The organism is Enterococcus sp. GPZ-007, assembly GCF_059374735.1.
Map to the genome: position 1 here is coordinate 76,019 of NZ_JCAFYN010000005.1, position 26,373 is coordinate 102,391.

The 26,373-nt window shown below is 40.0% G+C and carries 26 protein-coding genes and 1 pseudogene; 12 read left to right on the plus strand and 15 right to left on the minus strand.

Annotated elements, in window-relative coordinates:
• Nucleotides 1-5 precede the first annotated feature (5 nt).
• From AC4J95_RS04675 to xerS (AC4J95_RS04685), 3 genes are all read left to right on the plus strand, one after another.
• On the plus strand, nucleotides 6-422 hold the full coding sequence (locus AC4J95_RS04675) for a DUF3788 family protein (protein ID WP_494548807.1): 417 nt from the start codon (nucleotides 6-8) through the stop codon (nucleotides 420-422).
• 403 nt (nucleotides 423-825) lie between these two features.
• On the plus strand, nucleotides 826-1,908 hold the full coding sequence (locus AC4J95_RS04680; RefSeq protein WP_494548808.1) for an IS30 family transposase: 1,083 nt from the start codon (nucleotides 826-828) through the stop codon (nucleotides 1,906-1,908).
• A gap of 1,178 nt (nucleotides 1,909-3,086) precedes the next feature.
• Nucleotides 3,087-4,229: a tyrosine recombinase XerS gene (gene xerS / locus AC4J95_RS04685; protein ID WP_494548809.1), complete on the plus strand. Its 1,143-nt coding sequence runs from the start codon at nucleotides 3,087-3,089 to the stop codon at nucleotides 4,227-4,229.
• Between the two features lie 137 nt (nucleotides 4,230-4,366).
• Here the strand turns inward: xerS (AC4J95_RS04685) and AC4J95_RS04690 are convergent, their stop codons facing one another.
• The 9 genes from AC4J95_RS04690 to AC4J95_RS04730 all read right to left on the minus strand — a co-directional run bounded on the left by AC4J95_RS04690 (nucleotide 4,367) and on the right by AC4J95_RS04730 (nucleotide 14,410).
• Nucleotides 4,367-5,197, minus strand: a complete 831-nt coding sequence (locus tag AC4J95_RS04690; protein ID WP_494548810.1) for a phosphoenolpyruvate hydrolase family protein — start codon at nucleotides 5,195-5,197, stop codon at nucleotides 4,367-4,369.
• Between the two features lie 3 nt (nucleotides 5,198-5,200).
• Complete coding sequence (locus AC4J95_RS04695; protein WP_494548811.1) at nucleotides 5,201-6,418, minus strand: Tm-1-like ATP-binding domain-containing protein; 1,218 nt, start codon at nucleotides 6,416-6,418, stop codon at nucleotides 5,201-5,203.
• Between the two features lie 81 nt (nucleotides 6,419-6,499).
• On the minus strand, nucleotides 6,500-7,702 hold the full coding sequence (locus AC4J95_RS04700) for a phosphoenolpyruvate hydrolase family protein (protein WP_494548812.1): 1,203 nt from the start codon (nucleotides 7,700-7,702) through the stop codon (nucleotides 6,500-6,502).
• 147 nt (nucleotides 7,703-7,849) lie between these two features.
• Complete coding sequence (locus AC4J95_RS04705; protein ID WP_494548813.1) at nucleotides 7,850-10,303, minus strand: serine hydrolase; 2,454 nt, start codon at nucleotides 10,301-10,303, stop codon at nucleotides 7,850-7,852.
• 163 nt (nucleotides 10,304-10,466) lie between these two features.
• Nucleotides 10,467-10,619, minus strand: a complete 153-nt coding sequence (locus AC4J95_RS04710; protein WP_494548814.1) for a hypothetical protein — start codon at nucleotides 10,617-10,619, stop codon at nucleotides 10,467-10,469.
• Nucleotides 10,620-10,674: 55 nt separating this feature from the next.
• On the minus strand, nucleotides 10,675-11,430 hold the full coding sequence (locus tag AC4J95_RS04715) for an alpha/beta fold hydrolase (RefSeq protein ID WP_494548815.1): 756 nt from the start codon (nucleotides 11,428-11,430) through the stop codon (nucleotides 10,675-10,677).
• A gap of 84 nt (nucleotides 11,431-11,514) precedes the next feature.
• Nucleotides 11,515-12,270: an alpha/beta fold hydrolase gene (locus tag AC4J95_RS04720; protein WP_494548816.1), complete on the minus strand. Its 756-nt coding sequence runs from the start codon at nucleotides 12,268-12,270 to the stop codon at nucleotides 11,515-11,517.
• A 141-nt stretch (nucleotides 12,271-12,411) separates the two neighbouring features.
• Nucleotides 12,412-13,650 carry an MFS transporter gene (locus tag AC4J95_RS04725; RefSeq protein ID WP_494548817.1) on the minus strand — a complete coding sequence of 413 codons (1,239 nt, stop codon included), beginning with the start codon at nucleotides 13,648-13,650 and terminating at the stop codon, nucleotides 12,412-12,414.
• A gap of 115 nt (nucleotides 13,651-13,765) precedes the next feature.
• Complete coding sequence (locus tag AC4J95_RS04730; protein ID WP_494548818.1) at nucleotides 13,766-14,410, minus strand: TetR/AcrR family transcriptional regulator; 645 nt, start codon at nucleotides 14,408-14,410, stop codon at nucleotides 13,766-13,768.
• Nucleotides 14,411-14,674: 264 nt separating this feature from the next.
• Between AC4J95_RS04730 and AC4J95_RS04735 the strand changes: the two genes are divergently transcribed.
• Nucleotides 14,675-15,073: a helix-turn-helix domain-containing protein gene (locus AC4J95_RS04735; RefSeq protein ID WP_494548819.1), complete on the plus strand. Its 399-nt coding sequence runs from the start codon at nucleotides 14,675-14,677 to the stop codon at nucleotides 15,071-15,073.
• A 12-nt stretch (nucleotides 15,074-15,085) separates the two neighbouring features.
• Complete coding sequence (locus AC4J95_RS04740; RefSeq protein WP_494548820.1) at nucleotides 15,086-15,412, plus strand: hypothetical protein; 327 nt, start codon at nucleotides 15,086-15,088, stop codon at nucleotides 15,410-15,412.
• Between the two features lie 24 nt (nucleotides 15,413-15,436).
• On the opposite strand, the gene AC4J95_RS04745 is transcribed toward AC4J95_RS04740, so the two are convergent.
• Nucleotides 15,437-16,483 (minus strand): bifunctional transcriptional activator/DNA repair enzyme AdaA, encoded by a 1,047-nt coding sequence (locus AC4J95_RS04745; protein ID WP_494548821.1) that lies wholly within the window; start codon nucleotides 16,481-16,483, stop codon nucleotides 15,437-15,439.
• 214 nt (nucleotides 16,484-16,697) lie between these two features.
• On the opposite strand from AC4J95_RS04745, the gene xerS (AC4J95_RS04750) reads away from it, so the two are divergent.
• Nucleotides 16,698-17,807: a tyrosine recombinase XerS gene (gene xerS, locus AC4J95_RS04750; protein WP_494548822.1), complete on the plus strand. Its 1,110-nt coding sequence runs from the start codon at nucleotides 16,698-16,700 to the stop codon at nucleotides 17,805-17,807.
• Nucleotides 17,808-17,963: 156 nt separating this feature from the next.
• On the opposite strand, the gene AC4J95_RS04755 is transcribed toward xerS (AC4J95_RS04750), so the two are convergent.
• On the minus strand, nucleotides 17,964-18,626 hold the full coding sequence (locus tag AC4J95_RS04755; protein WP_494548823.1) for an alpha/beta fold hydrolase: 663 nt from the start codon (nucleotides 18,624-18,626) through the stop codon (nucleotides 17,964-17,966).
• A gap of 183 nt (nucleotides 18,627-18,809) precedes the next feature.
• On the opposite strand from AC4J95_RS04755, the gene AC4J95_RS04760 reads away from it, so the two are divergent.
• The 6 genes from AC4J95_RS04760 to AC4J95_RS04785 all read left to right on the plus strand — a co-directional run bounded on the left by AC4J95_RS04760 (nucleotide 18,810) and on the right by AC4J95_RS04785 (nucleotide 23,775).
• On the plus strand, nucleotides 18,810-19,670 hold the full coding sequence (locus AC4J95_RS04760) for an AraC family transcriptional regulator (protein ID WP_494548824.1): 861 nt from the start codon (nucleotides 18,810-18,812) through the stop codon (nucleotides 19,668-19,670).
• A 535-nt stretch (nucleotides 19,671-20,205) separates the two neighbouring features.
• Nucleotides 20,206-20,409, plus strand: a complete 204-nt coding sequence (locus tag AC4J95_RS04765; RefSeq protein ID WP_494548825.1) for a DUF1659 domain-containing protein — start codon at nucleotides 20,206-20,208, stop codon at nucleotides 20,407-20,409.
• A gap of 17 nt (nucleotides 20,410-20,426) precedes the next feature.
• A complete protein-coding gene (locus AC4J95_RS04770; protein ID WP_494548826.1) occupies nucleotides 20,427-20,645 on the plus strand; it encodes a DUF2922 family protein in 219 nt (72 codons plus the stop codon).
• Between the two features lie 72 nt (nucleotides 20,646-20,717).
• Complete coding sequence (locus AC4J95_RS04775; protein WP_494548871.1) at nucleotides 20,718-21,116, plus strand: hypothetical protein; 399 nt, start codon at nucleotides 20,718-20,720, stop codon at nucleotides 21,114-21,116.
• Between the two features lie 62 nt (nucleotides 21,117-21,178).
• Nucleotides 21,179-21,814 carry a DUF2922 family protein gene (locus AC4J95_RS04780; RefSeq protein ID WP_494548827.1) on the plus strand — a complete coding sequence of 212 codons (636 nt, stop codon included), beginning with the start codon at nucleotides 21,179-21,181 and terminating at the stop codon, nucleotides 21,812-21,814.
• Nucleotides 21,815-22,038: 224 nt separating this feature from the next.
• Nucleotides 22,039-23,775 carry an autotransporter outer membrane beta-barrel domain-containing protein gene (locus tag AC4J95_RS04785; RefSeq protein WP_494548828.1) on the plus strand — a complete coding sequence of 579 codons (1,737 nt, stop codon included), beginning with the start codon at nucleotides 22,039-22,041 and terminating at the stop codon, nucleotides 23,773-23,775.
• A 173-nt stretch (nucleotides 23,776-23,948) separates the two neighbouring features.
• Here AC4J95_RS04785 and AC4J95_RS04790 read toward each other — a convergent pair whose 3' ends face one another.
• The 4 genes and pseudogenes from AC4J95_RS04790 to AC4J95_RS04805 form a co-directional block, all read right to left on the minus strand.
• A complete protein-coding gene (locus AC4J95_RS04790) occupies nucleotides 23,949-24,962 on the minus strand; it encodes a DUF4767 domain-containing protein (RefSeq protein WP_494548829.1) in 1,014 nt (337 codons plus the stop codon).
• A 269-nt stretch (nucleotides 24,963-25,231) separates the two neighbouring features.
• Nucleotides 25,232-25,414, minus strand: a pseudogene (locus tag AC4J95_RS04795) (metallophosphoesterase); the annotation flags it as partial.
• 13 nt (nucleotides 25,415-25,427) lie between these two features.
• Nucleotides 25,428-25,847, minus strand: coding sequence for a GNAT family N-acetyltransferase (locus tag AC4J95_RS04800; protein WP_494548830.1), 420 nt, complete (start codon nucleotides 25,845-25,847; stop codon nucleotides 25,428-25,430).
• A 217-nt stretch (nucleotides 25,848-26,064) separates the two neighbouring features.
• Nucleotides 26,065-26,313: a hypothetical protein gene (locus AC4J95_RS04805; RefSeq protein WP_494548831.1), complete on the minus strand. Its 249-nt coding sequence runs from the start codon at nucleotides 26,311-26,313 to the stop codon at nucleotides 26,065-26,067.
• Between the last annotated feature and the right edge of the window lie 60 nt (nucleotides 26,314-26,373).

The following is a 26,373-nucleotide window of genomic DNA, read 5'->3' on the forward strand; positions in this document are numbered from 1 at the left end:
TTTTAATGAAACCAATTTTAAAGGACCAATCAGAATTTCCGACTATTGAGAATTTAGCAAAGCATTTATCCATTGAAGATTTAACACTTTACCAGCAACTATTAGATGAAATCCATAAATTTTCCTACAAAGAGGATTGGAATTACTATAAGGACGGAAATAATTGGTTAAGTAAAATACTCTTTAAAAAGAAAAATCTTGGCTGGATCTCGGTTTGGGAGACTGGTATCAAAGTAAGTGTTTTCTTTGGTGAAAGAATTTGGCCGCAGCTTGTAGCTCATGAGCTGTTTAACAAACTTGAAGCTAACGGTGCATCGATTGACAAAACAGGGAAGCTTAACGCAGTTTTGGTTCCTATTAAAGATGAAGAAAGTTTACAAACTGCTATCGAGTTAGTTAATTTAAAAAAATCCATCAAATAAATAATCAAAAATCTCATAGTGTAAAGTTGTCCATGGAGAAAAATTGGAACAAGGGTGCTTTTGTTGCGAGATTGGTTCGATTCTATTTGAGAGAAGTGAGGCTAATTTCACTATAGATGCAGAAAATGAAACGTTGGAAGGTCCTCAGAGATTACAGAAAATTACAGAAAGTTATAAGATTTAGATATAGAAACAAAAATTCTTTATGGTTAACAAAATCTATTTAACCCAAAACTAAATGATTTTTCTGCCTGTCATTTATAAAAGAAAAGAAAGACAATCCAAATTTAATTTATAGCGAATTTTAAAATGAACTTAGCCACTTCATAAAATAAAAAAACGTCATTGCCCAATTTCATGTATTATTGAAGTTCCTACACAATCAATAAAGGATGAAATGACAATGACGCAAAATGAGAATACCACATTTTTACGCAAAGGCAAACACCTTAATTTTGAAGAGCGAAATAAAATTGAAGCCTGGAAACAATTAGACGAACCACTTTCGAATCGAGCGATCGCCAAACTACTTGATCGTGCTCCTCAAACCATTCATAGCGAAGTAAAAGATGGTACGGTTCGCCAAATCAGGCGGCAAGTTCAAAACAGTAAAACCTACGAATATGAATCGTTTGTTTATTCCGCAGATGCTGGTCAAGCCGCTTACGAAAATGCCCGAACGAATTCCCGCAAACAAATGAAGTGGGTTGCTTTACCGAATTTCATGGCGTATGCCGATCATCAAATGAAGAAAGAAAAGCAATCACCAGATGTCGTTGTTGGTCGTGCAAAGAAACTAGGATTGTTTCCTAACGAAAAGATCCCTTGTACCACAACCCTATACAACTATATTGATCTCGGTTTGATGGAAACGAAGAACATTGATCTCCACCTCAAAGTTCGACGGAAGACCAATAAGCCAAAAAGCAGACGAAACAAAAAAATTCTAGGTGATTTAATTGAAAAACGTCCAGATATTGTCGATACACGTGAGCGATTCGGCGATTGGGAAATCGATACGGTAAACGGTCTGCGCGTTGGCAAAGACCAAGCATTGCTTACTTTGACCGAACGTAAAACACGCTACGAAGTGATGATCAAAATCGATGGAAAAGCAACTGATCCAGTTGATCGTGCACTGACCGCTTTAAAAGAAGCAGCGGGCAACAATTTCAAAGTGCTTTTCAAAACGATTACTTCAGATAATGGTGCTGAATTCGCTGATCTATCCACACTTCTTAAAGATATTACAGAAGTTTATTTCACCCATCCCTATTCTTCATGGGAACGAGGGACCAACGAAAATCATAATGGAATGATTCGCCGTTTTATACCGAAAGGAACACGCATGGAAGATGTAGCGTTGACCACCATTCGTCGTGTACAGGATTGGATGAACAATTTGCCGAGAAGAATATTGGGGTACGCCACTCCGCGTGAGTGTTTATTGAATGAGCTATCAGAGTTATCCTTAGCCGCTAGATAACCAACAAAAACTAAATAACCAATGAATTTCAATAAGTGGCTAACTTGCACTTGAAATTTGGGAAATTTAATTTATAGAAGCTTTTCGATGACAACTGTCGAAGAGCTTTTTTCTTTTTGCATAATGATTATTGGCGATAAAGGAGGACCCAAGAGACAATTTAAGGTTTGAGAAAAATGTTAGTTTTTCTCAAACCTTAAAAGAAGTAAAATGAAAGAGGCTTTTAAATCAAGAATCTTGTCATAGCAACTATAAAGCATTCTTTTGAATCTGTTCGTACACAAAAAATATTTTTTAGAATTGATCTGGAAATTTTTTAACATGAATGATGATGAATCAAAAGAAGAACTCATTTTGAATCAGCAAGCAGCAACAATTACGAACAAGACTTAAGCGAATGATCTGAAACGGCTTCATGAATGAATTGTATGATCCAGTGTGCATCAATTGATCACCAGACGACGATTGACAGTGATTTTAAACGAAAAAGGTCTATAAGATATCACAAGTGATTATTAGAATTCATTTTAGCGATAGCGACAGGCTTTTTCAGTCAATGGATGATGCGTCTAATGAGACAACTAGAGTTTTACAAAGCTATTGATTGCTGAAGAAGCCGCAGGTTAAGAAATCATGTTTTCGTAACAATATCTATTTTCCCGAAAGCATAATTTTTAGGACATTGTAAATCGTAAAAAGCGGCATTTTCAACGATCATTAGAGATACTGAAAAATATTTCTATCGATCCAAAAATATGTTAATCGCATTAATTCGTTTTAATTATGCAAGAAATTACAATTCGTTGGTATCAAGCGTATCCGTTGCTGCATCAATGGTTTTGTTTATCGTTTAGCCGGATTTATGATTGTTCAAATGACTTTTTCTAGCTAAAATACTGATTTTCAATATGTATATAAATTTGATTCAAAATTTTTTAAGTGCAACCCTCTTCTTTAATTTATTTGATACATAGTTATTTAACGACTGGAATAACTATTGTTACGCTTTATAGAAAGAACCATTTTTCAGTAATTTAAGACGATTTATTGGTTTATCCCCTTTCTTATACATTTCTATAAGACGTTATTTTATAATTGACAAAAAGGTATATACCAATTATAATGGATTTAGAGGGTTCGTTCCCTCTCCTACTTCAAAATGAAAGGACTGAATCGAAATGAGTCGAGAAATACTAAAAGAACGCTACGAAAAGGAATTTGAAAAATTACCGGATTTTATCCAAAAGTATTTGCTTTACTTGGAGGCAATCCCCCGTTCGACTAATACACTCTATGAATACTCAAAGGAATATCGGCGATTCCTCTCCTGGCTCTCCTCAGAACGCATCATTCAAGTGGATGATATTTCAGAGATCCGGCTGGAAGATTTTGAAAGACTAAACAAAGATAAGATTGTTCTATATAAGTCCTTTTTAAATCAATCACCGAAACGAACCTTTGAAGGAAAAAATGAAAATGATGTCGCTCAATCCCCTTTAGTTGAAAGAAATACCCATCGTCTGAAAGTTACTGTTCAACGCAGTATTACTGCCCTGCGTTCCCTTTTCAAATATCTAGCAAATGAAGAAGTCGAGGAGTTTGATGAACAAACGGGTGAATATATCATTCGGCCGATGCTAAGAAGAAATATTATGGTCAATATCGAAAATGGTGGTGTCGATGCTTCTGATGCCGTTCGAAAAGATAAAATTGAAAAAATGCTTTATTTGGATTCTGATGCGATCGACTTTGTTGAATTTGTCTATGAGGGCTATGGCAACAATCTGACCTCCCGTCAAGCAAAAACCGCGTATGAAAAAAATCGCATTCGAGACACCGCGATCCTCGCCTTGTTCCTAGGATCAGGTATTCGTCTATCGGAATTGGTCAATACAAATGTCAGTGATCTTAACTATGATGGATTGTATGTTCAAGTTCAGCGTAAAGGCGATACATTAGATCATGCGATGATTTCCCCTATTTTTATCGATTACATTCAGGAATATATTGATCAGCGGAAGGTTTTATATAATGCGGATGACTCGGTGCCGGCTTTGTTTTTAACGAAGCACAAGAATGTTGCCAAACGGATGGAGGGCGGATCAATCGAAAAAATGATCGACAAATACTCCACTGCTTTTGGTAAACGAACGACTCCACATAAGCTGCGGCACAGCGTTGGAACGATGGCTTTCAGAAAGACGAAAAACTTGAAAACTGTTAGCGAAATCTTAGGTCAACGCGGAACCTCAGCGACAGAAATCTATACCCATATCGTCAAAAAGGAAAAACGCTCCGTGATCGATGATTTGTGGACGTAATAAAACAGAAAAGCAGAGATCAATCTCACTAATATGTAGATTGATCTCTGCTTTCTTTTTATTTCTCTGGAGTAATATAGGGAACGATTGGTGCGGTTGCTCCTATTGAGCTTAGAGTATCCTTAAAATAAACATTCTTACTTATGCATATTTTTGAATGCGGCTGTTTGTTCACGAATGCCTTTTTCTGCCGCAAAGCGTTCAATACTTGATGCGCCAAAGAATCCGTCAATTCCCTCAGTTTTTTCGATCACGTATTGAGCATCTTCAGGTTCTGCAATTGGACCACCGTGACAGATTACTAAGATATCAGGGTTTACTTCTCTTCCAGCCTTAATAATAGCTTCGATCTTTTCAACACAGTCATCTAAGGTTAAGGCAGTTTTTGCACCAATCGTTCCCTTGGTCGTTAATCCCATATGGGCTACTAAGATATCAGCACCGGCTTCCGCCATTTTTTTTGCTTGTTCAGGGTCGAAAACATAAGGTGTCGTAAGCATGTCCAAATGATGGGCTTTTCTGATCATGTCTACTTCTAAATCATAGCCCATGCCTGTTTCTTCAAGGTTCTGTCTGAACACGCCGTCGATTAATCCCACTGTTGGGAAATTTTGGACACCGCTAAAGCCTTGCTCTTTCAACTGCTTTAAATAGATTTCCATCACTCGAAATGGATCGGTCCCGCAAACACCAGCAAGTACAGGCGTTTCTTTTACTACAGGCAAGACTTCTTGCCCCATCTCAACAACGATTTGATTAGCATCTCCGTAAGAAAGAAGTCCTGCCAATGATCCTCTTCCAGCCATCCGATATCTGCCAGAATTGTAAATAATCAGCATATCTGCTCCGCCAGCTTCGCTACTCTTAGCCGTGATCCCAGTTCCGGCGCCGACACCGACAAGTACATCTCCTTTGTTGATTTTTTCTTTAAAGTTTGCGACGATTTCTTTTCTAGTTAGCTTATTCATTCTTTATTTCTCCTTTTTAGTCATAAGATTTATTAGTTGTTGAGCTGAAAATTCCGCGAAATCCTTGTCGTTGATCGCTATTTCTTTGTCGATCACGGTTACTTTTTGATTGGTTAAATTTTCTTTGATTGTGTTGATCAAAGCCGCATCTGCTTCTGGATCATAGAAAGGGCCATCTTTCACATCAATAGCTGAAAAACCAGCCTTTGGAATCATTAAAATCGTGTCTGTTTTTGCTAGGTTCAATTTTTCGGCGATTATTTTACCCAGTTTTTTATTTTCCTCAATTGTTGTTCTCATTAGGGTCACAGTCGGGTTATGCTTGTAAAATTCTCTATCCTTGAACTTCTCTGGAACAGTATCGAAGGGACCGAAATTAACCATATCCATCGCACCTAAGGAAACAACCTGAGGAATTTCGGCTAAAGCAGCCGCTTCCAATCGTTTTTCACCAGCGTTCAAAATGCCGCCCACTAATTGATCTGCCCATTCAGTAGTTGTTAAATCAAGAACTCCTTTAAAATAGCCATCAGATACCAACGATTCCATCGTTCTCCCGCCAATACCGGTCGCATGAAAGACTAATACTTCATACCCATTCTCTTCAAGATATTCTCTGGCGAAGTTAACTGCTGGTGTAGTGACACCAAACATGGTCGCTGCAATTAAAGGTCGTTCATCTGTTTCGTCTTCAAAGCGATAATTCAACAAACCAGCCATGGCCGACACAGCATTTCCAAAGATCCGTTTAGAAATCTTGTTCAAGCCGGAGACATCTACAATTGAGGGCATCATCATGATGTCACTGGTTCCAATATAAACACTAGTATCGCCTGAAGCCACCGTTGAGACAATCAGTTTTGGAATTCCAATCGGTAATTGCCGCATTCCCGGAGCTACTAAAGAAGTTCCTCCCGTACCACCAAATGATAGAACGCCATCAAATAATCCCTTTGCGAAAAGCTTAGGTAATAGGCTCTCCAATCCTTTTGACAAGATATCGGTGGCATACGCCCGATCGTTTCGTTCCTGAATTTTCTGGATATTCTCATTCACTTGTTCTGCAATTTCTGCTACATCAACATCAGGTGTAAATGTTGGTTCAAAAACGCCAGTGTGGATAGTGAAGACGTTCAAATTAAGCGTTTCAAGAAGTCCTTTGATATATTGATACTCCGCGCCTTTTGAATCAAAAGTTCCGACTAATGCAACTGTTTTCAATCGTTTGTACCTCCTTATTAAACTTTTTGATTACAAAGTAATTATAGCTGTGCAAACAACCGGTGAAAACGTTTTATCCGCTTAAGAAATAGTGTCTATATTCGATTCTCTGTATTTCTTTGGTGATTTCTTCATGTACTTCTTAAATATCTTGTTAAACTGTGCATAATCTGGGTAGCCGACTAATTGTGCAATCTCAACGAGCCGCAAATCAGTTGATTTCATCAGTTCAATCGCTTTATTTAAGCGAAATTTGATCAGATACTCAGTAAAGCTAATTCCTGTTTTCTTTTTAAAGAGATCACTCAGGTAGCTGGAGGATAAGTTGGTGAACTCGGCAAGGTCACTGATAAAAATATTGGTGGAATAGTTTTCGTGAATGTATTTTTTGACAAACTCTACATAATCATAGTATTTTTCAACGCCTTCTAGAATTTGAATGGTCAGATTGTCATGTTCTGTATGGGCAGCATCTTTAAAGGATTTGATTTGGGTTGAAAGAATTTGCTCAGAATTTATCCGCTCAAATGTTGAACCGCCGATATATCCGCTAATTTCTGGAAACTTATTATAGACGTACCTGACTTCGGTCAAATCATTGATCGGACCACCGTATACCGTAATAATACTAGTGGACTTTCTTTTTTTTAAGAATGTACATATTTCTTGGATTGTAGCAAGCATCGCTTCAAAAGAACGCATCTTTTTAGCACCAAGATTTCCTCCCTCTGTCAGACCTAGATGAATACATAATACATCTGGTCTCACCCGATCCATTTGTTCTGCTTCGTTAGTATTTGTAACAAATCCCATGGTAAATAGACCTGCTTTTTTCGCTTTTTCAATGAAGTCTACTTCTTGAGAGTATTTAATGTTCTCTTCCTCTAATGCTTCTCTGAACTGTCCATCAATCAGGCAAATAGTCGGATAGTTCACAACACCAGCGAAATTATATTCTCGAATATGTTCGATCAGTTCGTTCGAATTCATCAATGGATCGGTGGTATTCACTCCAAATAAGACTGGATAATCCTCGAGGATCGGCAAGAGCTCCCTGATGGAAAAATTTTCTACTAAGTCATTGCTATTGGCAAATGGTAGATAACCGGCTAATGAGCTTCTGCCCATCTGTCTGAATTTCCCCGAATTTAGCGCTAAAATGAAGTCTGCCCCACCTTCTTTAGCGTTGATCGCACTCATTCCTGTAGCTGTAGCAACGCCTAGAAGAAACTTTCCTTCATAAATTTGTCGTTTTAACTTTTTCAGAATTACTTCTCTATTCATCTATTTATCACACTTTCACTAGTTACTAGCATCGATTTTTATAACTCTATGCTAACACTGTGGCATTCAAGTTGCGATATAAAAAGCCGAACGCTGTAAAACTATCCATAATGATAGTCATACAGTCATTCGGCTTAACGTTTTTCACTATTTCATAATATCGTAGACTTCTTTTGACAGCCTTGAGATTGTTTCGTAGTTAGAGTTGTTGGTCATTACACTAATAATATAAGGTTTATTCGTGTAGACGATGCCGCAATCGTGGGCGTAGCCGTACAGATCACCAATTTTGTGAGCGACACGAACGGGTAGATATTTTGGCAGACGTTGTTTATCATAGGTTGTGTTAGACAGGTAATTTAGAACGTTTCCACCATTATGATACATTTCCTTCAATAGTAAGGAGTTTTCACGTGCAGTGACGTAACGGATACCATCCCAGCGACGACCGATCACTCGACTGATCTCATTTCTCATCTTTTGATCGTATTTGTTAGCCCCATAATACCCTAAGAAATTAGCGCCTTGATTGTCGGAATATTTGCAGGTCCAATCCATGATCGTATAGAGGCTGTATTGATTTCCCAATCTCTTTGTTTGAAGAATTCCAGCCCCGCCGCGCATATAGGAATAAGTCATGCGATTGATCTGATCGGTGTAGGTATAGAGCTTATTAGGGTTCAATTTCTTCTCGTTGATCATTTTTTGTGTGTAGTATAAAACAGGCAGCTTTCCAGTGCTAGCCCCCATGAAGGTTTTGCTGCCGTTGATTTGAGCAGTTTCGCCATCAATCAAACTAGTGACATAGATGCCATAATTCCCAGATCGATACTTTCGATTGAGCAGATCCTGAACTCTTTTAATTTTGCTTTTGGTGGAAGCCTCAACTCTGGTTGCACTAGAATTAATATAGCCATACCATTTTCCGTTGCCGTCATATAGCGAAAGATAGCGTGAGCCGTTGAAATGCTGATAATAGCCCTGTGCAGTAAACAGCTTGCTGCGGTAGCTGTTGCTCTTCGCTTTGGGTGTCCAATTAAAGCTGCCCCAAAGATCCCAATTTTGTTTGGTCAGAATCACCTTTTGTCCGCCTTTTTGCCAGATTCCTTGTTTTCCACCAGCTACCTTAACACCTGTCGCATTGATGTACCCCTGCCATTTGTTCTTATTGTCGTACAAGCTGTAATAGGTCGAACCGTTGTAATGCCGATATTGGCCTTGTGCGTGATAGGTTTTTCCGTATAAAGCAGAGCTGCCTTGTTTTTTCTTCCAGGAAAAGTTGTCCCAGACGGTATAGTTTTTGGTCGTGACAGTGATATATTTGTTGAAGCTTTGCCAGATGCCCTGCTGAGCATTGGTGATCTTCGTTCCAGTATCATTGATGTAGCCGATCCAGTTGTTTTTACTATCGTACAAGCTCAAATAGGTCGAACCATTATAATGAAGATAACGCCCTTTTGCGCAATAAGTTCTGCCGAAAACAGATTTCGAGGTGCGTCTTGGATTCCAGCTGAAACTGTTCCATATAGTGTAGTCATTTCTGGAAATCGTCGCATAGCGGTTGTATGTCTGATAGTTCCCTTGCGGTCCGCCTGCATAGGCGACCATCGGCTCTTCGATATAACCGACCCAAGCTTCTTTATTGTTCTTTCTTTCGTATACGCTGAGGTAATTTTTGCCATTGGCATGATAGTAGATTCCCTTAGCAAGCAAGGTTCGATTTAGGAAGCCTTTGTTATCTTTTTTACCTGTAAAAGCAAAGCTAGTCCAAATAACGGTCTGATTTCCTTTTAGATTCAGGTAGCGTCCATGATTGCGATAGTCCCCTTGAGCCGCGGTGATTTTACTATCTTTTTGCGGCAGCCAACCGAGAATCTGTCCTTTTGAATTGGCTACCTGAAAATAGGCGGTTCCATTGAAGTGCTGAGCAGTAGCTTTGATGGTAAGTGTTGCTTTTAAATAATTTGCTGCCGATAGTGTTTGCGAACCATCGCCATTTTGCAAGATTGAAGCTTTACTATTAGTGATGATTAAGTAGCCGTTTTTTACGGTTGGGATACCGAAAGCATCATTGGCAATCGAACCAGCATTGATTTTCCCATAAAAAAGCTTACCATTAGAAAATTGGAATTCCAGAACTTCCCCATTTTCCGTTTCTTGACTGCGGATGATTTTTACTGTAGTACCTTTTTTAATGCTATTAGTCGGCTTCGTCATTTCCGGATCCGTAAAAAGCTTAGTCGGATCAGTAATCGTGAAATACTCAGTTCTTGCCACCCACACAGGTGGAGGTGCCGTTTCTGAAGAAGAAGTTTCTGTTGTCGAATCACTTGTGTTTTGTTCTTGTAAGCCGGTTGTTGTGTCATTAGTATGAGACGATGGCGGTTCTTCGTTTCTAATCTGATCTGAATTATTTAATGAACCATCATAAGTGCTTTCTGCGGTATTCTCAGTTGAAGCGGAATTATTCGATGAATGTACTGTAGTTTCAGCGGTTCTACCTGCAATCAGCCCACTACTCGATTCTGTTTCCGCGATGACTTGCGGAGTAAATAAGAGATTTACCAACAACCCCAAAATAATTAAGTGCCCCTTTTTCATTCCAACCCCTCCAGATAAAACTTTATTTATTATTATTATCACCTATAACAAGAAATCAAGCTAGAGGAAAAGTAAATATAATTTTTAAATGGCTATCATTTCTGCATAAAAAAGGTATGCAATGTTATAAATCACATTACATACCTGAATAATTTTTTTGTGTTTATCCTAATAAATTGAAATAATGTTGACGTTTTACATATTTACGATTATCAATATCGTAATCCAGCTCTTTATCAGCACCAGATAACGTAGGATCATTATTCAATAGTTCTCGGACTAACGCCCACTCGTCTAGCTCCATCTCGAATTCCAACCATTATTGTTCACCTCAATTGTTTACTAAAAAACAACTTGAAATTCTTCACTCGTCAACTATGTTCAGCGACAAATTGTATGATCGCTGCTGCAACTTCTTCCATATTCGTACCAATCGCTGGATGTCCCGGATTCTCAAACAGTTGGAACCGTGCATGCGGGACTTCATCGACGATCGATTGATATTCCTCTTTGATATTCGAACGAATCATGCCATCATTAATAGTTCCTGTTAGCAGTAAAGGACATTTTAATGTTTTTAAAGAATCAAAAAATAAACCTTTCTCTGATCGAATTAGGCGAAGCAGCGAATCGGTATCCTTTTTAACAATCGATTCCCAATCATCACCGAGATACCACTGATAGATCACAGCGGTTTCCGGATTTGCTGCGACAGCTTTTCGTTCGGCCAATAGCTCATCTCCAAAGCCTTCGTGAAGCGAGCGTCCATCGAAACTATCGGCTGTGACAGTAGCGATTAAGTCCGGTCGTAATAATGCCGCATTGATCGCAGCCCAGGCACCGCCGCTGGTTCCAACCAAATCAACTCTTCCAAGTTGAAGATGATCTAGTAACGCAACTGTCTGGCGAGCTTCGTCCTTCCATAGCTCTGTTGGGAATTCCGCTAAGCGATCGGACTGACCGTAGCCTAAGAAATCAATCAAGAGGATTTGAAAATCTGAATACAGATGCAGCATTGGCGAGAAAAACTTCGATGAAGAGGTATTGCCATGTAGGAATAGCAGCGGTTTGCCCTCTCCTATTTTTTCATAATAAATTTGTTTGTCGTGGTAATTGAAGAAACTCATACAGAACCCTCCTGTAGGTAAAAAGACGATCAAAGGTTGGATTAATTTCGTTACCCCGCCATTTGATCGCCATTCTTGTTTGTTTTAACTATATTGATAAATAAATTGGTTGATTGTTTCTGCTACTTCTTCGGAGCTTGACTCGATCGCTGGATGTCCAGGCTTATCAAATATCTTGAAGTGTCCGTGAATGACTTCGCCGACAATCGCTTGGTATTCTCTTTCGATATTCGGACGAATCGTGTCATCTTTTTTGGTTGCTGTTAAAAGTAAAGGAGCTTGAAGAAATTGCAGGGAATCGAAGAATAATTCTCGTCTAGAAATACTTAAACGCCACATGGAATCCGTATCGCGTTTAACCACATCTTTCCAATCATCACCAATACACCAGTGGTAAAACTCAGAGGATTCAGGGTCTTCCATCGTAAAAGAACGCTCTGCCAATATTTCTTCATCATAATCATCTGGCAGTGTTCGACCATGGAAGCTATCCGCCGTGACTGTAGCAATTAGGTCTGGTCTAAGAAATGCTGCATTTATCGCTACCCAAGCGCCACCGCTGGTTCCAACTAAGTTTGCCTCAGCGATGTCCAAATGCTCCAGCAAGGCAATCGTTTGACGTGCTTCATCCTTCCAAAGTTCTGTCGGGAATTTTTCCAAGCGATCTGATCGGCCATAGCCCAAGAAATCAATCAAAATTACCTGAAAATCCTTGTAAAGGGGCAACATGGGTTTAAATAACTTTGACGACGAGGTATTGCCATGCAAAAAAACGAGTGGCTTTCCTTCTCCGATTGTTTCGTAAAAGACATTCTTTCCATTATAGCTAAAGAAACACACTACAATCCCTCCTTAGAACTTAATACATTCCATTTCAAGTATAACAAGAAAAGCCAACGACGAAGGTCATTGATTTTATAATAAATTTTATGATTTATAAATTTTTTGGGTTGGACGTTTAACAAAAAATATGATTTATAACTAAACTTCACTTCTTACCCGCATTTGCTTGAAGATTCGGATAGAGAAAATAGCAATCAAGATGGTCACGACTGATGTTGCAATGATCAATAGTATCAGCATTTCTGTCGAAGCCACTGCCGCAAAGCCGCCATACATCACTTGTCCTAGCGGGATCGCCAAGGTTGTCACGATCATTACTAATGACATGATTCGTCCAAGCAGCGCCTTATCGGAAACTAATTGGATATACACGATCAATTGAACCGAAACCACTGTGACCACACCCATCGCACTAGCAACAATGCTCGTCATGACCCAAAATGCTAAGGTCGAATCTTGGATCAAACCAAATGGAATCACCAGTAGTCCGAACAAAATCGCCACTAAGATCAAATTCTTGGTGATACTAGTTTCATTCAAACGATTGGCGATGATACCGTAAATCACTGTTCCTAACAAGCCGCCGATCGCAAAAATCGTGTTCATCAGACCAAACTGCGCATCACTCGCACCTAATTGAATCCGCGAAACATACGGAATGATGACTTGAAGGAAAGAAGCCAGGAAGAAGTTTAACAAGAATGCCACTGCCGCAACTTTTACAATCACTTTTTGCGCCTTCAAATAATGCGTTACTTCCTTTAAATCTCCCGCCACTACTTGGAACAATGAGCCTTCCTTTGCTGTGTGTGTTTGAACTGGAATTTTCAGCAATACTTCACAGAAGATTGCGATCAAGAACAATCCCGCAGTAATGATGAAAATTTGATAAACGGCATCAAAACGATAGATGATCCCTGCAATGATCGGACCTAAAACCGTGCCTAATGTACCAATCGAACTGATAATGCCATTTGCCCGCGGAATCTCCTCTTCTGCACAAATCACAGGAATCGCTGATTGAACAACAGGTGTTTCAAAGGCTGAGACCATACCGATGACCACTGTCAGTACACCGATTGCAGTAACTGGATTCGCCAAACGTGTAACTAAAAGCAGACCAACGGATAAAACCAGATACAGACAATCCATCAACAACATCAAATTTCTTTTCGGCAAACGATCCGCCAACACACCGCAGAATGGCAAACAAACCAAACGCCCTACGATTGATAATGAAGCAATCACACTAAAAGTCAACGCTGACTTCGTAATATCCAACACATACAATGAAATGACGAACTGAACGATGGTGGTTCCTAACACTGAAAATAATTGACTCCCGATTAATAGATTAAAATTTTTATTTTTTCTCATAATAAACTCCCTACTTTCCTAACCTTATGCAACAACCTCAAAATCCAGCAACTATTTGTCAAAATGAAGAATTATCATACCTACCGTTGGTATCTATGCACTTAAAAAAAATAGCTTATTCGCTGCTATCTTTTTTTATAAACTCAAACATCTTGTAAGCTTCTGTCATGATTTCTTCATTGAAGATCGGAATACCGACACCATCGAATAATTTCTTAGTAAAAAGAATCTTGCGCTTCAACTGCTCCTCTGAAAAAACAGTCAAATGCAATCCAATCCAAAAATTCAGATTCAGCATCAAGACATCAGCCACCTCTTCGGGAAATTCTGTCTCAATCGAACCATCGGCTAACCCCGCCTGCACGATTTTCTTGATCTCTGGAATCACGACTTGGAACATTTCTATAAATTGTTCACCGATGAAGCGCGGACTTCTTAGTGTGACTGCCGCTGAGTAATTCAGCTGCATGCGAGAATAATCAGTGAAGGCATCTAAGATCGCACTCTGCAATCGTTCCATACCGTTATTTCCCTTGTGTTTGCTCAAGCTTTCCTCAGCCGTTGCAGCCGGCTCGATAATTGTCTCGAAAATTTCCAGCTTTGATTTGAAATGCTGATAAATCGCACCCTTCGTCATGCCGTCCAAGCCCTTCACGATGTCTTGAATCGAAGTGTTGTCATAGCCCTTCTCAAGAAACAACTTTTTCGAAACCTCTAGAATCTTTCGCCTAGTCTCTTCTGGATTCTTTCCTCGTGCCATTGCTTTTTCTCCTTACATACCACCGGTATCTAAATAAAAGATAAACCTAAATTAACTATTTGTCAAACTGTTTTTGAAAAAAATATTTGTAGTTATTTGATTTGCGATATAAATAGTCCATCCTTATTCGTAAAAATATCTGCTTATTTGTCGAGAAATCGCGGAATATCCAGACGTAAAAGCTTTTTTACCTGATTCTTCTCGCGACTAAATGAAAAATGTTTTATGCTATAAGAAAGATGAATGATAATTGAGGGATGAAAAATGGATGTTGGACAACGCTTAAAAGCTCGGAGAAATGAATTGAATTTGAAACAGGAGTATGTTGCCGAAGAATTAGGCATCACACGACAAACAATCTCAAACTGGGAAAACGGCAGAAGCTACCCTGATATCGAGCGGATCATTCGCTTGTCAGAAATCTATGAACTATCTTTGGATGAATTATTGAAGGGAGATCAGGAAATGGTCAAGCATTTGCAGGAGAATACGGTCGTCAATCACTTCTTGAAAATCTTTATTGGGATGCTTTTCATCAATGTTCTTTTGATGGTGTTTCTCTTAGTCAATCAAAATATGAGTGAAACCTTTCTATTTATTATTTTTGCTTTGATCGGTGCCAATTGTCTTTCACTTTTCTATCTGATTATTAAAAAAATTTAGGAGCTGATTCTCGTGAACCAAACAACTATAATGATTTTTTTAATGAGTTTACTGATCTTGGCTGCTGCCTGCATGTCCTACTACATTTTTTCATTAGTAATGCTGGACGCTAAAAGTCGCGGAATAGAGCAGCCAAGATTCTGGTCTTTGTTAGCGGCTGGCGGACAAAATGGTGGTGGATTATTGCTCTATCTTTTTGCTCGGCGGAAGACGGCGAGTTTGATGAATGTTGCCGATGCCGCTCGTTTTCAACGGCTCAAGCTTAAAATCTACTGTTTATTAGCAGTACTCTTCTTTCTTTTTCTGTTTTTTATTGTGACTATTTTCCACTTTAATTAAAAAAGAGCCAAGCTCGGCTCTTTTTTAACGATTAATCATTTCTAAATCCAGCAAATATTGCTTCCGCTCCAAGCCGCTGGCGTAACCTGTCAGATTACCATCGCTGCCGATCACCCGATGACAAGGAACGACGATCGCCAATTTATTCGAGCCATTCGCTCGTCCTACCGCACGAACTTTATTTTTATCTCCTAGCCGCAGGGCGATATCGCGATAACTCAATGTTTCTCCGCTCGGGATGGTCGCCAAAATTTTCCAGACTTCTTTTTGGAATGGCGAGCCATCATAGAATAACGGTAATGAAAACTCGGTGCGTTCCCCACGGAAGTATTCACCCAATTGTTCTTCAACTTGCTGATTGATGGTCGTTTGTCCATAGATGATCCGGAAATTGTACTTCGCCCGCAAAGCTTCGATCTCACGCTCTAGCCCCCGCCGATCCTCAAACTCTAATAAATAAAGATACTCGTCATCGGTTAAGCAAAGCATCCGACCGATTGGCGTAGAGATGAATGAAGCATTCAACGTCCGAGCCGCTACTTTTTTCGCCGGATTACCCATGATTTTGGTGAAGGCATCATTGAAGCCGCTGGGCGATTCATAGCCTGCTTCAATCTGCTGATCGATTACCTTGCTGCCTTGGCTGATCTCCTTGAAGGCTAATCCCATGCGACGTGCGCGGGCATATTGAACAAAGGTCATATTGTAGATTTCTTTGAATTTTCTACGGGCTGTGGCAGAATTCAGTCCGATTGCTGAAAAATCAGTCTCCTTCCAGCGTTTTTCTGGATGCTCCTCCACCGCATTCACCAGCAATTGGACCTCTTCCGGAATCGCGTGGGGAAACGACAATGGCTGACAAATCTTACATGGACGATAACCTGCTAGCAACGCCTCTTCTGCCGTTGGATAGAACTCACAGTTTTCCATTTTCGGTTTACGTGCGGTACAGCTGGGATGACAAAAAATTCCTGTGGTTTTTATCCCAGCAAAAAAGATCCCATCATAATTACGATCCCTCTCCTTCAAAGCACGATAATACTCAGCTTGTTTTTTCTTCGAAGTAATCATGAATGACTCCCCCCTTATTGCGTCTATTATAGACCGTTAGCTCGCGCCTTTCTTTCGAAAAATGAACAACTATTTTTTATTTCTATTATTCATTAAATAACTATAAAATGAATATGTGTTTTGTTTCAAAGATATTGGCATTGTATAAAATAACTGTCGTTTGACAGTGTTTCTTCTCTGATTTATACTTCTAATTATAAAGGAGCTGGCCTGTATGAATCAACAAGAAGCCAATCGACGGATGGAGGAAGAAATCCAATTTTTCCCTTGGTTCGTCCAAAATTATTTTCGCAAAAAAAGTGGTGATCAGTATTCTTCTATCACCCTCTATGAATATGCCAAAGAATACCGGCGCTTTTTGAATTGGCTGATCCAAGAAGGCTTCTCTTCAGCAGAAAACCTGTCAGAGATCACCTTGGATGAATTCGCGAAGCTGTGGCCTGAGGACTTGGAATTCTATAAAGCCCATCTAGTCAAAGCACCGAAAATCTTGAAAGAATCTACAAAAAAACGTTTAGAAGAGAATGAGCAAGACCTGCCCTTACGTCAAAACGTGACTGTTCAACGTGGAGTGACAGCTCTGCGTTCCCTATTCAGCTATCTCAATGAAGCAATCGACCGCGATACCGGCAAACCTTATCTTGAACACAATATGATGGGAAAAGTCGCAAATGTCAAGGATAATAAAACCATGGCTGAGCGGGGAGCCGCGATCGAAAAGAAACTTTTCCTAGACGAAGAAGCCTTAGATTTTCTCGATTTTGTCGAAAAACGTTACATTGGTACTTTAGAATCGCGTCAGGCGATCACAGCTTTTAAGAAGAACCAAGTCCGCGACCTCGCGATCATTGGTCTTTTCCTTGGAACCGGCATGCGTTTGTCCGAACTAGTAAATATGAATCTGCAAGATCTTGACCTGAACGCAGGTGAAGCACGTGTCTATCGAAAAGGCGGAAAATGGGATATGGTGGTCATCTCTTCAATCGCTATCGAATACTTGAATGAGTATTTAGCTCAAAGAGAGCAGCTTTATCAGCCAGATGAAAAGGAGTCTGCCCTCTTCCTGACACGCTACCGCGGCAAAGCCAAACGCATCGCTAGCGGTGCCGTCGAAGCAATGGTGGGAAAATATTCCGAAGCCTTCAAAATCAGAATCTCGCCTCACAAGCTGCGGCATTCCGTTGCTACTCAGCTATACAGCAAGACCAATTCCCTAGTTCAAGTCGCAGAACAGCTAGGGCAATCAGGAACATCGGCGACGACTGTTTATACCCATATCGCCGGGAAGAAAAAACGCGATGCGATGAATGATTTGTGGACGTGAGATAAAGAAAAATAGCATCATTTTTTCAAGTATACTTAATAATAAATTTGTTACCTTAGAGAGTCTAGCCCCTTCTATAAGACCGATATGGGGCTGAAAAAGTAGGACAAACGAGCATTCTTGATCTTATTAAGAATGCTCGTTTGTCAGCTTTCGTTAGTTATTACCAAAAAAATCCATTAAATGAGGATAAAGCAGATCCTGATTGATAATGTAACTGGCATGGTCGTGGTCGTTCATGATTTTCGAGGTTGCATTGGGCAAAGTCGCCAACAGATTGATGTAGGTTTCTGGTTTGAAAATATCGCCATCGGCTCTGATTAACAGTGTTGGTGTAACTACTTTTCGAACCTCCTCCAATTCAATGTTGGGCTGCTCCAGCATTAATTTGAACAATGGATCTTTCGTTTCTTCGTAGGTTTCTTTGACGAATTGATAACTCTCTTCGGTAAAATCTTCGGGCTTCAAATTAACCCCCAGCAAAGCCATTTTCTTAATCAACGTTGGTTCCTTCATTGCCAACATTAACCCGATAATCGCGCCATCACTAAAGCCGACTAAATCCACTGGTCCTAAATTTAGTTCCTTAATGAAGCCGGAAATGTCCTTCGTCATAGTTTTGTAAGAATAATCTTCGTTTTTTTGGCTTTGTCCATGATTGCGGCTATCAATAGCGTAGACTGTGTAATGGTCTGCCAGCTTTACGGCCAGTTCAGTAAATATGTGATGGTCTTCCCCGTTTCCATGGAGTAGCAGCATTGGTTCACCGTTGCCACTGACTTGGTAGAAAAGTGAAATGCCGTTTGTTTGAATATTCATGTTGAAGCTCCTTTCAAGTATCTTGCTGGATTTAATTATAGAGGATAGTTCTAAATACGCAAGAAGCAGGAAACGGACTTTTGTTGTATGCTAGACACAAGAGTTGATGAATGCTGTCTAAGATATATCAAGTACGTTTGGTGCTCCGTTGATAAGATAGAAACATGAGTAAGGAGAGGAAATATGATAAAGGATTTGAATCATCTGATTGAGTATATTGAGACCCACTTAACAGAAGAGATTTCTATTGCTGAAGCAGCCAAAGCTATTGGGATTTCCGAATACCATTTGAAACGGACATTTTCCTTCATAGCAGGGATTACTTTATTCGATTACATTAAAAACCGGAAATTTTCATTGGCTAATAGCGATCTGATAGCCGGTAAAAAAGTGACCGAAGTGGCGTTTACGTATGGGTATCAAACAGTTGAAGGCTTCTCTCGGGCTTTTCGTGAATGGAGCGGGTATACGCCTTCAGAGGTCAGCAAAAACAAGCTTCAAAAATCCTTTCCTAAACTCTCGTTTTTTATCGATGTTAAAGGAGGAAGTTCAATGAAATTTAAAATTGAAGAAAAAGCAGCGTTTCATCTAGTTGGCGTATCCAAAAGAGTTCCCTATCAATTTGAAGGAGAGAATCAAGTGATCCGCCAGCTGTCGGAAAGTATTACTTCGCAGCAAAAAGCGGAAATGCATGAACTGGAAGATTTGTATCCCCACCAAGTACTAAATGCCTCGTATAATTTTGATCAGGACCGTTCACAAGAGACCGGTGAGTTGACTCATATGATTGGGGTTGCTACGACCAAGGATAATCCTTTTAGTGACTTAGAAGAATTACTTGTTCCTAGCCATACATGGGCGATCTTTCCAAGTGAAGGAATTTTTCCTACTACATTGCAGGAAACCTGGGGGAAAATCTATGCGGAATGGCTGCCCTCTTCGGACTATGAACTAGTCGAAGCACCAGAAATTTCCTTTATTAGATTTGGCGATGATCCAAAGAACGTTTACAGTGAAATTTGGATTGCTGTAAAGCAAAAATAGAGTAGCAAAAGCCTAAGTTGGCCTAGGAAGATTTTCCCAGGCCAACTTAGGCTTTTAGTCTAATAAAGTAATTTTAGGAGTGCTTTTTTATTAGAGAGCGCTCTTTTTTCTTGGATGTACTTTCGTTCAACGCTGTTATAGTATACTCTCACAAGCTGTGTAGACTAAATCATTCATCCTAACACCAAGGGTTTGTTCATGATATCTATAAAGAATTCGGAGAAGTTCAAATTACCACTTTTTTCTCAAAATTCTGGTCTTAATCGTTTAGTCTAAGCTAGGTTTATCACCCGAAAAACTTTTGTTTGAGTGATAAACCTAAACTATTATTATCTCCTTTTTCCAGCAGAATGTCAAAGCGCAAATTTGCATTTATACCCTGAAATTTACCACTTTATCCCTTAGAAAGCCTAATTCTTCGTTCAAAACCTGCAAATTTGGGGGTAAAAGTGCAAATTTGCGGTTCGCACTTTTTTTGAAAATCCGCTATCTTTTAGTCACCGGCCGGAACAAAAAATAATTTGGAGGAATACAAATGATTCAACACATCGGAAACAAATTACAAGTAGAGATCGACGCAGGTGGAGAGAAAATCAAGAAGATCACCTTCCCAAATGTGATCGAAGAACCAAGTGAAGAAAAAGTCCTTGAACTAGGCGAAATCATGAAAGGATTATCCGTTGAAGGCAGCGAGTTGTATGGCGTGGTCTTGACTAGCCAAACCCGCTACACCAAATAACGAAAGGAGAAAAATAAATGTCTATGATAAAACTTGTCGCAACCTTTAAAACCAGCTTTGGCAAAGATCAACAATGGAGCTTCAATGATCCGAATACATTGAAAACCGACACCGAGATCAAAGGACTATTAGAACAAATGACCACCGTGAAGCTTTGCCAGAAAGATGGCGCGGAGCTCTTCCACACCATCGAGACCGCCAAGTACGTTGAAACGACTGAACGAATTATTTTCTAAATCAATACTTGAGGGGTGATGGTAGCGCTGCCACCACTCCTCTACCAAAAAAAGAAAGGATGAAATCCCATGATGCAGATCCAACCCCTGTCGTTCCGGCAGCTATTCAATTTGAAACCAAAAACATTAGAAACACGTATTACGAATTTTTACCAAGCCACCCAAAACAGCAGTGTCACGATCCAATACATTTTGACCCTCAAGGTCCGCAACCAGCTGGGAGCGAGGGAGTTCGATCATTTTCTGAAGGATCTTGTCCGCGAACTGTTTATGAATACGAAAGCGACTAGCACCATGAAGCGCTTCTTCCATTACTTTGAAGACTATTTTATCACACCAGAGTGGCAAACTTTAAGTTCGAAAATCTCGCCGCAAAGAGTCTCTCCACAAAGAACCTTCGGTGAAAAAGTCGTGTCAAAAGTCCGTTCCTTCTTTTCATTTGCCCGTCCCGAAGAAACCAATGAACCTTGAAAGAATAAGCTGTAACCACTAACCTACGCAGAAAAAATCATCAAAGAAAGGATAAAAAAACCATGAACGAAGATTTAATCGTGACCTTTGGCAAAGGCGATGGCGGGACCCATGACTGGAAATATAAGGGGCTCGACCCTGAACTGACCCCACCAAAGATCAAAGAAGCCTGCGAGCTCCTAACAAAATTAGACATTTGTACAGAAAAAGGCGTAAAACTTTTTGACTCAGTGGTGACCGCAAAAATCGTGACCACTATTGATACTTTGATATTTAACCCAGAACATGAACCAAAAGGGCTTAATTATTACGGAGAACCCGCTCAAGAACCAACCTGTGAAGAAGTCCGCTGTTTTGAAGTGCCAGAGGAAGAAATCGCTCAACCGAAAGAAAAGCAGTTGTTCCCGACTCTCCCTTTATTGGGTTCGACGAAGCAACCACTTGTACGACCAGTTACAGAAGTAGCGAAGATGCAAAACATAGAAACATCCGTAAAGGTGGAAAAGGACGTTTTCCCACAAGTAGAACTTGCGTGCCCAACGTTTAAGGAACACGAACAGGAGACCGTTCTGCCGACTTCTAGCTCACAACAACAGCCTGTATCCCCACCAACCAACAGGAAAGATGGCTGGCTGAAACGACTCTTGAACAGGACGAACCGCAATAAGGAGGACCCACCGATTCTCCCGCGGGAATAACCTTTTTCGCGATTAAATCCGATCCTTGAAAACTGAATATTGCGTAGGGAACAAATTTCCACTGACGCCTGTGAGGGAAATTGCAGATATTGATTCAATCAATTAAGAAAGGAGGTACATGAACCCTTCTAGGATTTGTATCAATCGAACCATTCAACGTTTAGCTTGTTTTAAGCTTCAACAACTATAGTAGACGTTGAAGTTAGTAAAAAGGAGGATTTTTGATGGTCCAAGTAATTTTTAAACGAACGGCTGCGATTTTATTAATCGGTACTTTAGTAATGAGCGCCACAAATGCGTCCCCTGCCATAGTGTTTTCAGTTGAACAAGGTGGTGCTCCAGAAGCCCCGCCAGAAGGAGGCGGTGGACCCGGTGGTGCAAATACGATGACCTACGATTACAGCGGAGAATTGAAAGGCAGTTTAGTAGCCGATACTCAGGAATCCAGCTCGAAAAGTGAAAGTCACAGTTCAACTACTGGTGACGAAAACACGGTGCTGGTAAAAAATGGCGGGAAATTGACTCTTACCGAAGCCGCTTTGGAAAAGTCCGGTGAAAGTGCGAATGATGATAATAGTAACTTTTATGGGTTGAATTCTATTTTATTATCAGTAAATGAAAACTCCTTGGCTTATCTTTCCAATAGTCAATTGACTGCCAGTGATAAAGGAAGTAATGGGTTATTTGCAACGGATAAAGGAATGATTTACGCGAATGATAATATCATTGCGACTGAAGCTGATAACTCTCGCGGCATGGATGCGACTTATGGCGGCACCATTATCGCTAATAAAGCCACGATTAATACCAAAGGAGATCACAGTGCCGCTTTAGCAACCGATCGTGGTGGCGGAAATATCTCCGTAACTGATAGTCAGTTTACAACGCATGGCTCAGGTTCTCCCCTGCTTTATTCTACTGGAGATATCGAAGTAAATAATGTGAAAGGAACGTCTACGGGCAGTCAGATTGCCGGAATGGAAGGTTTTAATTCGATTCAGATATACAATTCTGATTTGACTAGTGAGCTGACCGAAGCAACCGCCAGCGATCCTATCGCAAATGGCGTGATTATTTATCAGTCTACTTCCGGTGACGCAGAATCAACCACTAGCGAAACAGCAACCTTTGAAGCGGTCAACTCCACTTTAAAAAGTGCTACAGAGGGAACCATGTTTTATGTCACAAATACTGAGGCGAATATCGTTTTGCAGGATACTAAGCTGGATTTTGATAACGATAAAGCCGCATTGATGACCATTCAAGGAAATAATTCAAATAATTGGGGAACCGCCGGAAGCAACGGGGGCATAGTGAATGTCACAGGGATCGACCAAAAACTAGCTGGTAAGATCAGTGTGGACTCGATCAGCAGCCTTAACCTTACGCTGACTGAAGGCTCTACTTATAGTGGAAGTACTGAAATTACTACAAATGATGTGAATACCAATCCCACTGATTCTCCTATTACGATCAATGTTGATAAAACATCGAAATGGGTGGTTACTGAGGATTCACAGGTAACCAATTTGAATGTGGCGTCAGGTGGCAAGATTGTCGATGGCGAAGGCAAAACTGTTAATGTTGTAGCGAATGGAGAAAAAGTCGTTGAAGGAACTGGAGCGACTACCGTTACTGTTTCAGGGGCTTATAGTACTCAAGTGAATCTTGATGATAGCAATCAATTAAGTGATCCATCTATTGATCGAACAGCTTTCGACCAACATTTTCAACTAGCAACAGCTTTTACCAACAAAACGATTACCAGTGAAAGCACAAAATCTAGTAGTGAAAATAGTAGTGCCACCAGTGCAACTAATTCCATTACTAGTAGTAATCAAGCGGCAGCTTCTAGCGAAAAGAGCAATCAGTATTTATGGTACGGATTAGTGGGAGTTGTTGTCATTGTTGGAGGGTTCATTTTTATTCGGCGCAGAAGAAGACCGACACACAGACACTAGGTTAATCGAGTCTTCTCGTATCGCTCTAGTTGTTTAAAGGCAATGTTGTTGATACGACTCATCTTTAGCAATCAATGCATTTGTTACTCATGGTCAGAATTAAGTTGGGACGACTATCGGTAAGCTAGAGTCTGAAAAAAGCCCATCATTCGACAGGCTTAAAAAATATCCACTTAAATTACTTGATGATCACTGTTTCGAACGTAGAATCTTTTACTAGGACTATCTGGATAAGACATATTTCCATCATAATGCGTTATTTCAGTGCGATCGTCGTATTTGATGAACTTCACATAGCTACCGCCTGCTCCGCTGATATTCGACCAATGAAGAACGATGCGATTCCCCTCTTGTTCTGTCACACTCCAGCATTTTCGATCGTAATTTTCCCAGGCGATGTCTTTGCTAACTTCATTTGCTGGATTTTTGTAGGTTGCTTCATAAAATTCGATGGCTTCTTCCATTGACGTCCAATCGTTGTTCACTGGTTCTGGCTGAGCAGCTGCCGCTGTTTGTTCCGTCGATTTGCCTGCCGCAATCGCTTGGAAACCACTATTCAATGCTTGGTTTTCTGTTTGAGTGGTGTGCAGTGCTTTGTCCGGCATTCCTTGATTCTGCATGGATACTAAAACCACTGGCTGATTATTGGTAAAGGCAAAGAAGTAGACGTGTCTGGTCTTCATGCCAGAAACTGTTTCCGCATCAGAATAGACCGCAACGATACTGTATTGAGCAGCGGATTCACCTGTATCAGACCACTCCGCTGATACGATAGTGTCATTTACTGCCAATGGACTCTCAGTATTTCCTAGAATTGCTTCAGGTAATGGCATCCCGTAAAAATTCACATTGTTCCCAGGGCGATATTCGTTGTAGGATTGCCCCATCGTATTTCCCCAGCTCTGCATGAAGCTTTGAAGTTCACTAGATTTGTTGGTATCCCATAAGGTAGTTGCAATACTAGTATCAGTCGAGCTTTCACTAGTTTCCGCTGAAGAGGCTTCAGTCGTTTTTGAAGTACTAGCCTTTTCACGCGTTGCTTTGTTCTTTTTACTGGAAGAGTAAGTTTCTGAAACTTTGATCGTGTCATCACTTTCTCCCTTGCTTGCTGGGGACTCGTCCTTGCTGCACCCTGCTAAACCTAATAAGCCCATACACAAACTCAGGCTGATAAGTGCTTTTTTCATGTGATCACTCCTATGTTATAAATACTATATAGTTATAATAACTAAAACAAGATGATAGATGAAAGCTTTTTTTACCCTATTAGAAAAGTTTAGCTTCTTAAAAGTCCAACCTTCATTCTATTTTCATTATACTGCAACATCTGTATTACATTAGGGAGGAATTTTAGTTACCCACTATTTCCTTCCTAGAATTCTTAAAAAGGATAAAGTCCATTATTATTTCAATGAACTTTATCCTATAGTTATCACAAATGACAGTATCTGTTCCTTTAAAAATGGATTTGAAAGACAGAGATTTCCGGCGGCACCCCCATTCTGGCGTGAATGGCTGTCGTGCCTAAGCCAGTATTTACATATAGCTTGGTATGATCACTTAGTTCATACAATCCGCGGATATATTTTTCTGCTAAGACATTCTTAACTTGATAAAAGGGCAGCCGAATTTGACCGCCTTGATAGAATGTCTTATAGCATCAATCCCATAACATATAAATGGTAGTATTTTCCTTCAATTAAGGTGGTATTCTTCAATTCGCCTTCAATTTCGAAGCCAAATTTCTGATACAATTCTACTGCTCCAAAATTATCTGTTCGAGTGTCTAACTGAATTTTGGTTGTAACGCCGTTTGCTCTGGACCAGTCTAACATTCGGCGAATCAATTCGCTGCCAATCCCTTGTCCCTGAAATTTTTCGGTAACGACAATACCTAGTTCACCGCAGTGTCTTGCCTTGATTTTATTACTGGAAGTAATTGTTCTGATACCAACAATCTGATCATCTGAAATCGCTAGAATCATGACCGAATTCTGCTGCTGTTCAAGACTTAGAATATTTGCTTTCTGCTCCTCCACGTTAAGCGGATACTCATTTTCTGTAAAGCTCAAATAGGTCGTTTCACCATCGACACGATTATAAAAGCGACAAGATCCTCCGCATCCTCTACGACGGGATTTCGATAAATAATCTCCTCATTCAACTTCATTTTAGCTCTCTTTCCAAATCTGCATCTAAGAAAACGGATTCATGATTTATTAATTGAATTGTATGTCTGTAAAAAATACCTGTCAATCCTTTTATTACCAAGCTCTAAATCTTTACTATTTATGCGTCATCAATCAATTGCTTTGTATCAGAAGTCCGGTTAAGTTCATATTTCTTCGCTAATTCAACGCGCTTGTTCAAATTTTTCTTGTAGTCAATGGAAAAGAGGACATCCAGAATAAAATCCATCGATCCCACCGAAGAAAAAGCGCTGATTTTATGATTCAGCTTTTCACGTGTTGAATAAAACAAATTCAGTTTTGCGGATTTTGCGATGATGTTCGAACCGATATTCGTCACACTAATCATGTTTATCTGTTTCTTATTTTAAACACGTCATGATCGTTTTCAAAAAACAGCTTCACCGGA

What these genes read in the sequence shown, in the direction of transcription:
- AC4J95_RS04675 (WP_494548807.1), top strand. Translation starts at nt 6, where the DNA reads ATGAAACCAATTTTAAAGGACCAATCAGAATTTCCGACTATTGAGAAT.
- AC4J95_RS04680 (WP_494548808.1), top strand. Translation starts at nt 826, where the DNA reads ATGACGCAAAATGAGAATACCACATTTTTACGCAAAGGCAAACACCTT.
- xerS (WP_494548809.1), top strand. Translation starts at nt 3,087, where the DNA reads ATGAGTCGAGAAATACTAAAAGAACGCTACGAAAAGGAATTTGAAAAA.
- AC4J95_RS04690 (WP_494548810.1), bottom strand. Translation starts at nt 5,197, where the DNA reads ATGAATAAGCTAACTAGAAAAGAAATCGTCGCAAACTTTAAAGAAAAA.
- AC4J95_RS04700 (WP_494548812.1), bottom strand. Translation starts at nt 7,702, where the DNA reads ATGAATAGAGAAGTAATTCTGAAAAAGTTAAAACGACAAATTTATGAA.
- AC4J95_RS04705 (WP_494548813.1), bottom strand. Translation starts at nt 10,303, where the DNA reads ATGAAAAAGGGGCACTTAATTATTTTGGGGTTGTTGGTAAATCTCTTA.
- AC4J95_RS04715 (WP_494548815.1), bottom strand. Translation starts at nt 11,430, where the DNA reads ATGAGTTTCTTCAATTACCACGACAAACAAATTTATTATGAAAAAATA.
- AC4J95_RS04725 (WP_494548817.1), bottom strand. Translation starts at nt 13,650, where the DNA reads ATGAGAAAAAATAAAAATTTTAATCTATTAATCGGGAGTCAATTATTT.
- AC4J95_RS04730 (WP_494548818.1), bottom strand. Translation starts at nt 14,410, where the DNA reads ATGGCACGAGGAAAGAATCCAGAAGAGACTAGGCGAAAGATTCTAGAG.
- AC4J95_RS04735 (WP_494548819.1), top strand. Translation starts at nt 14,675, where the DNA reads ATGGATGTTGGACAACGCTTAAAAGCTCGGAGAAATGAATTGAATTTG.
- AC4J95_RS04745 (WP_494548821.1), bottom strand. Translation starts at nt 16,483, where the DNA reads ATGATTACTTCGAAGAAAAAACAAGCTGAGTATTATCGTGCTTTGAAG.
- xerS (WP_494548822.1), top strand. Translation starts at nt 16,698, where the DNA reads ATGAATCAACAAGAAGCCAATCGACGGATGGAGGAAGAAATCCAATTT.
- AC4J95_RS04755 (WP_494548823.1), bottom strand. Translation starts at nt 18,626, where the DNA reads ATGAATATTCAAACAAACGGCATTTCACTTTTCTACCAAGTCAGTGGC.
- AC4J95_RS04760 (WP_494548824.1), top strand. Translation starts at nt 18,810, where the DNA reads ATGATAAAGGATTTGAATCATCTGATTGAGTATATTGAGACCCACTTA.
- AC4J95_RS04765 (WP_494548825.1), top strand. Translation starts at nt 20,206, where the DNA reads ATGATTCAACACATCGGAAACAAATTACAAGTAGAGATCGACGCAGGT.
- AC4J95_RS04770 (WP_494548826.1), top strand. Translation starts at nt 20,427, where the DNA reads ATGTCTATGATAAAACTTGTCGCAACCTTTAAAACCAGCTTTGGCAAA.
- AC4J95_RS04775 (WP_494548871.1), top strand. Translation starts at nt 20,718, where the DNA reads ATGCAGATCCAACCCCTGTCGTTCCGGCAGCTATTCAATTTGAAACCA.
- AC4J95_RS04780 (WP_494548827.1), top strand. Translation starts at nt 21,179, where the DNA reads ATGAACGAAGATTTAATCGTGACCTTTGGCAAAGGCGATGGCGGGACC.
- AC4J95_RS04785 (WP_494548828.1), top strand. Translation starts at nt 22,039, where the DNA reads ATGGTCCAAGTAATTTTTAAACGAACGGCTGCGATTTTATTAATCGGT.
- AC4J95_RS04790 (WP_494548829.1), bottom strand. Translation starts at nt 24,962, where the DNA reads ATGAAAAAAGCACTTATCAGCCTGAGTTTGTGTATGGGCTTATTAGGT.
- AC4J95_RS04805 (WP_494548831.1), bottom strand. Translation starts at nt 26,313, where the DNA reads ATGATTAGTGTGACGAATATCGGTTCGAACATCATCGCAAAATCCGCA.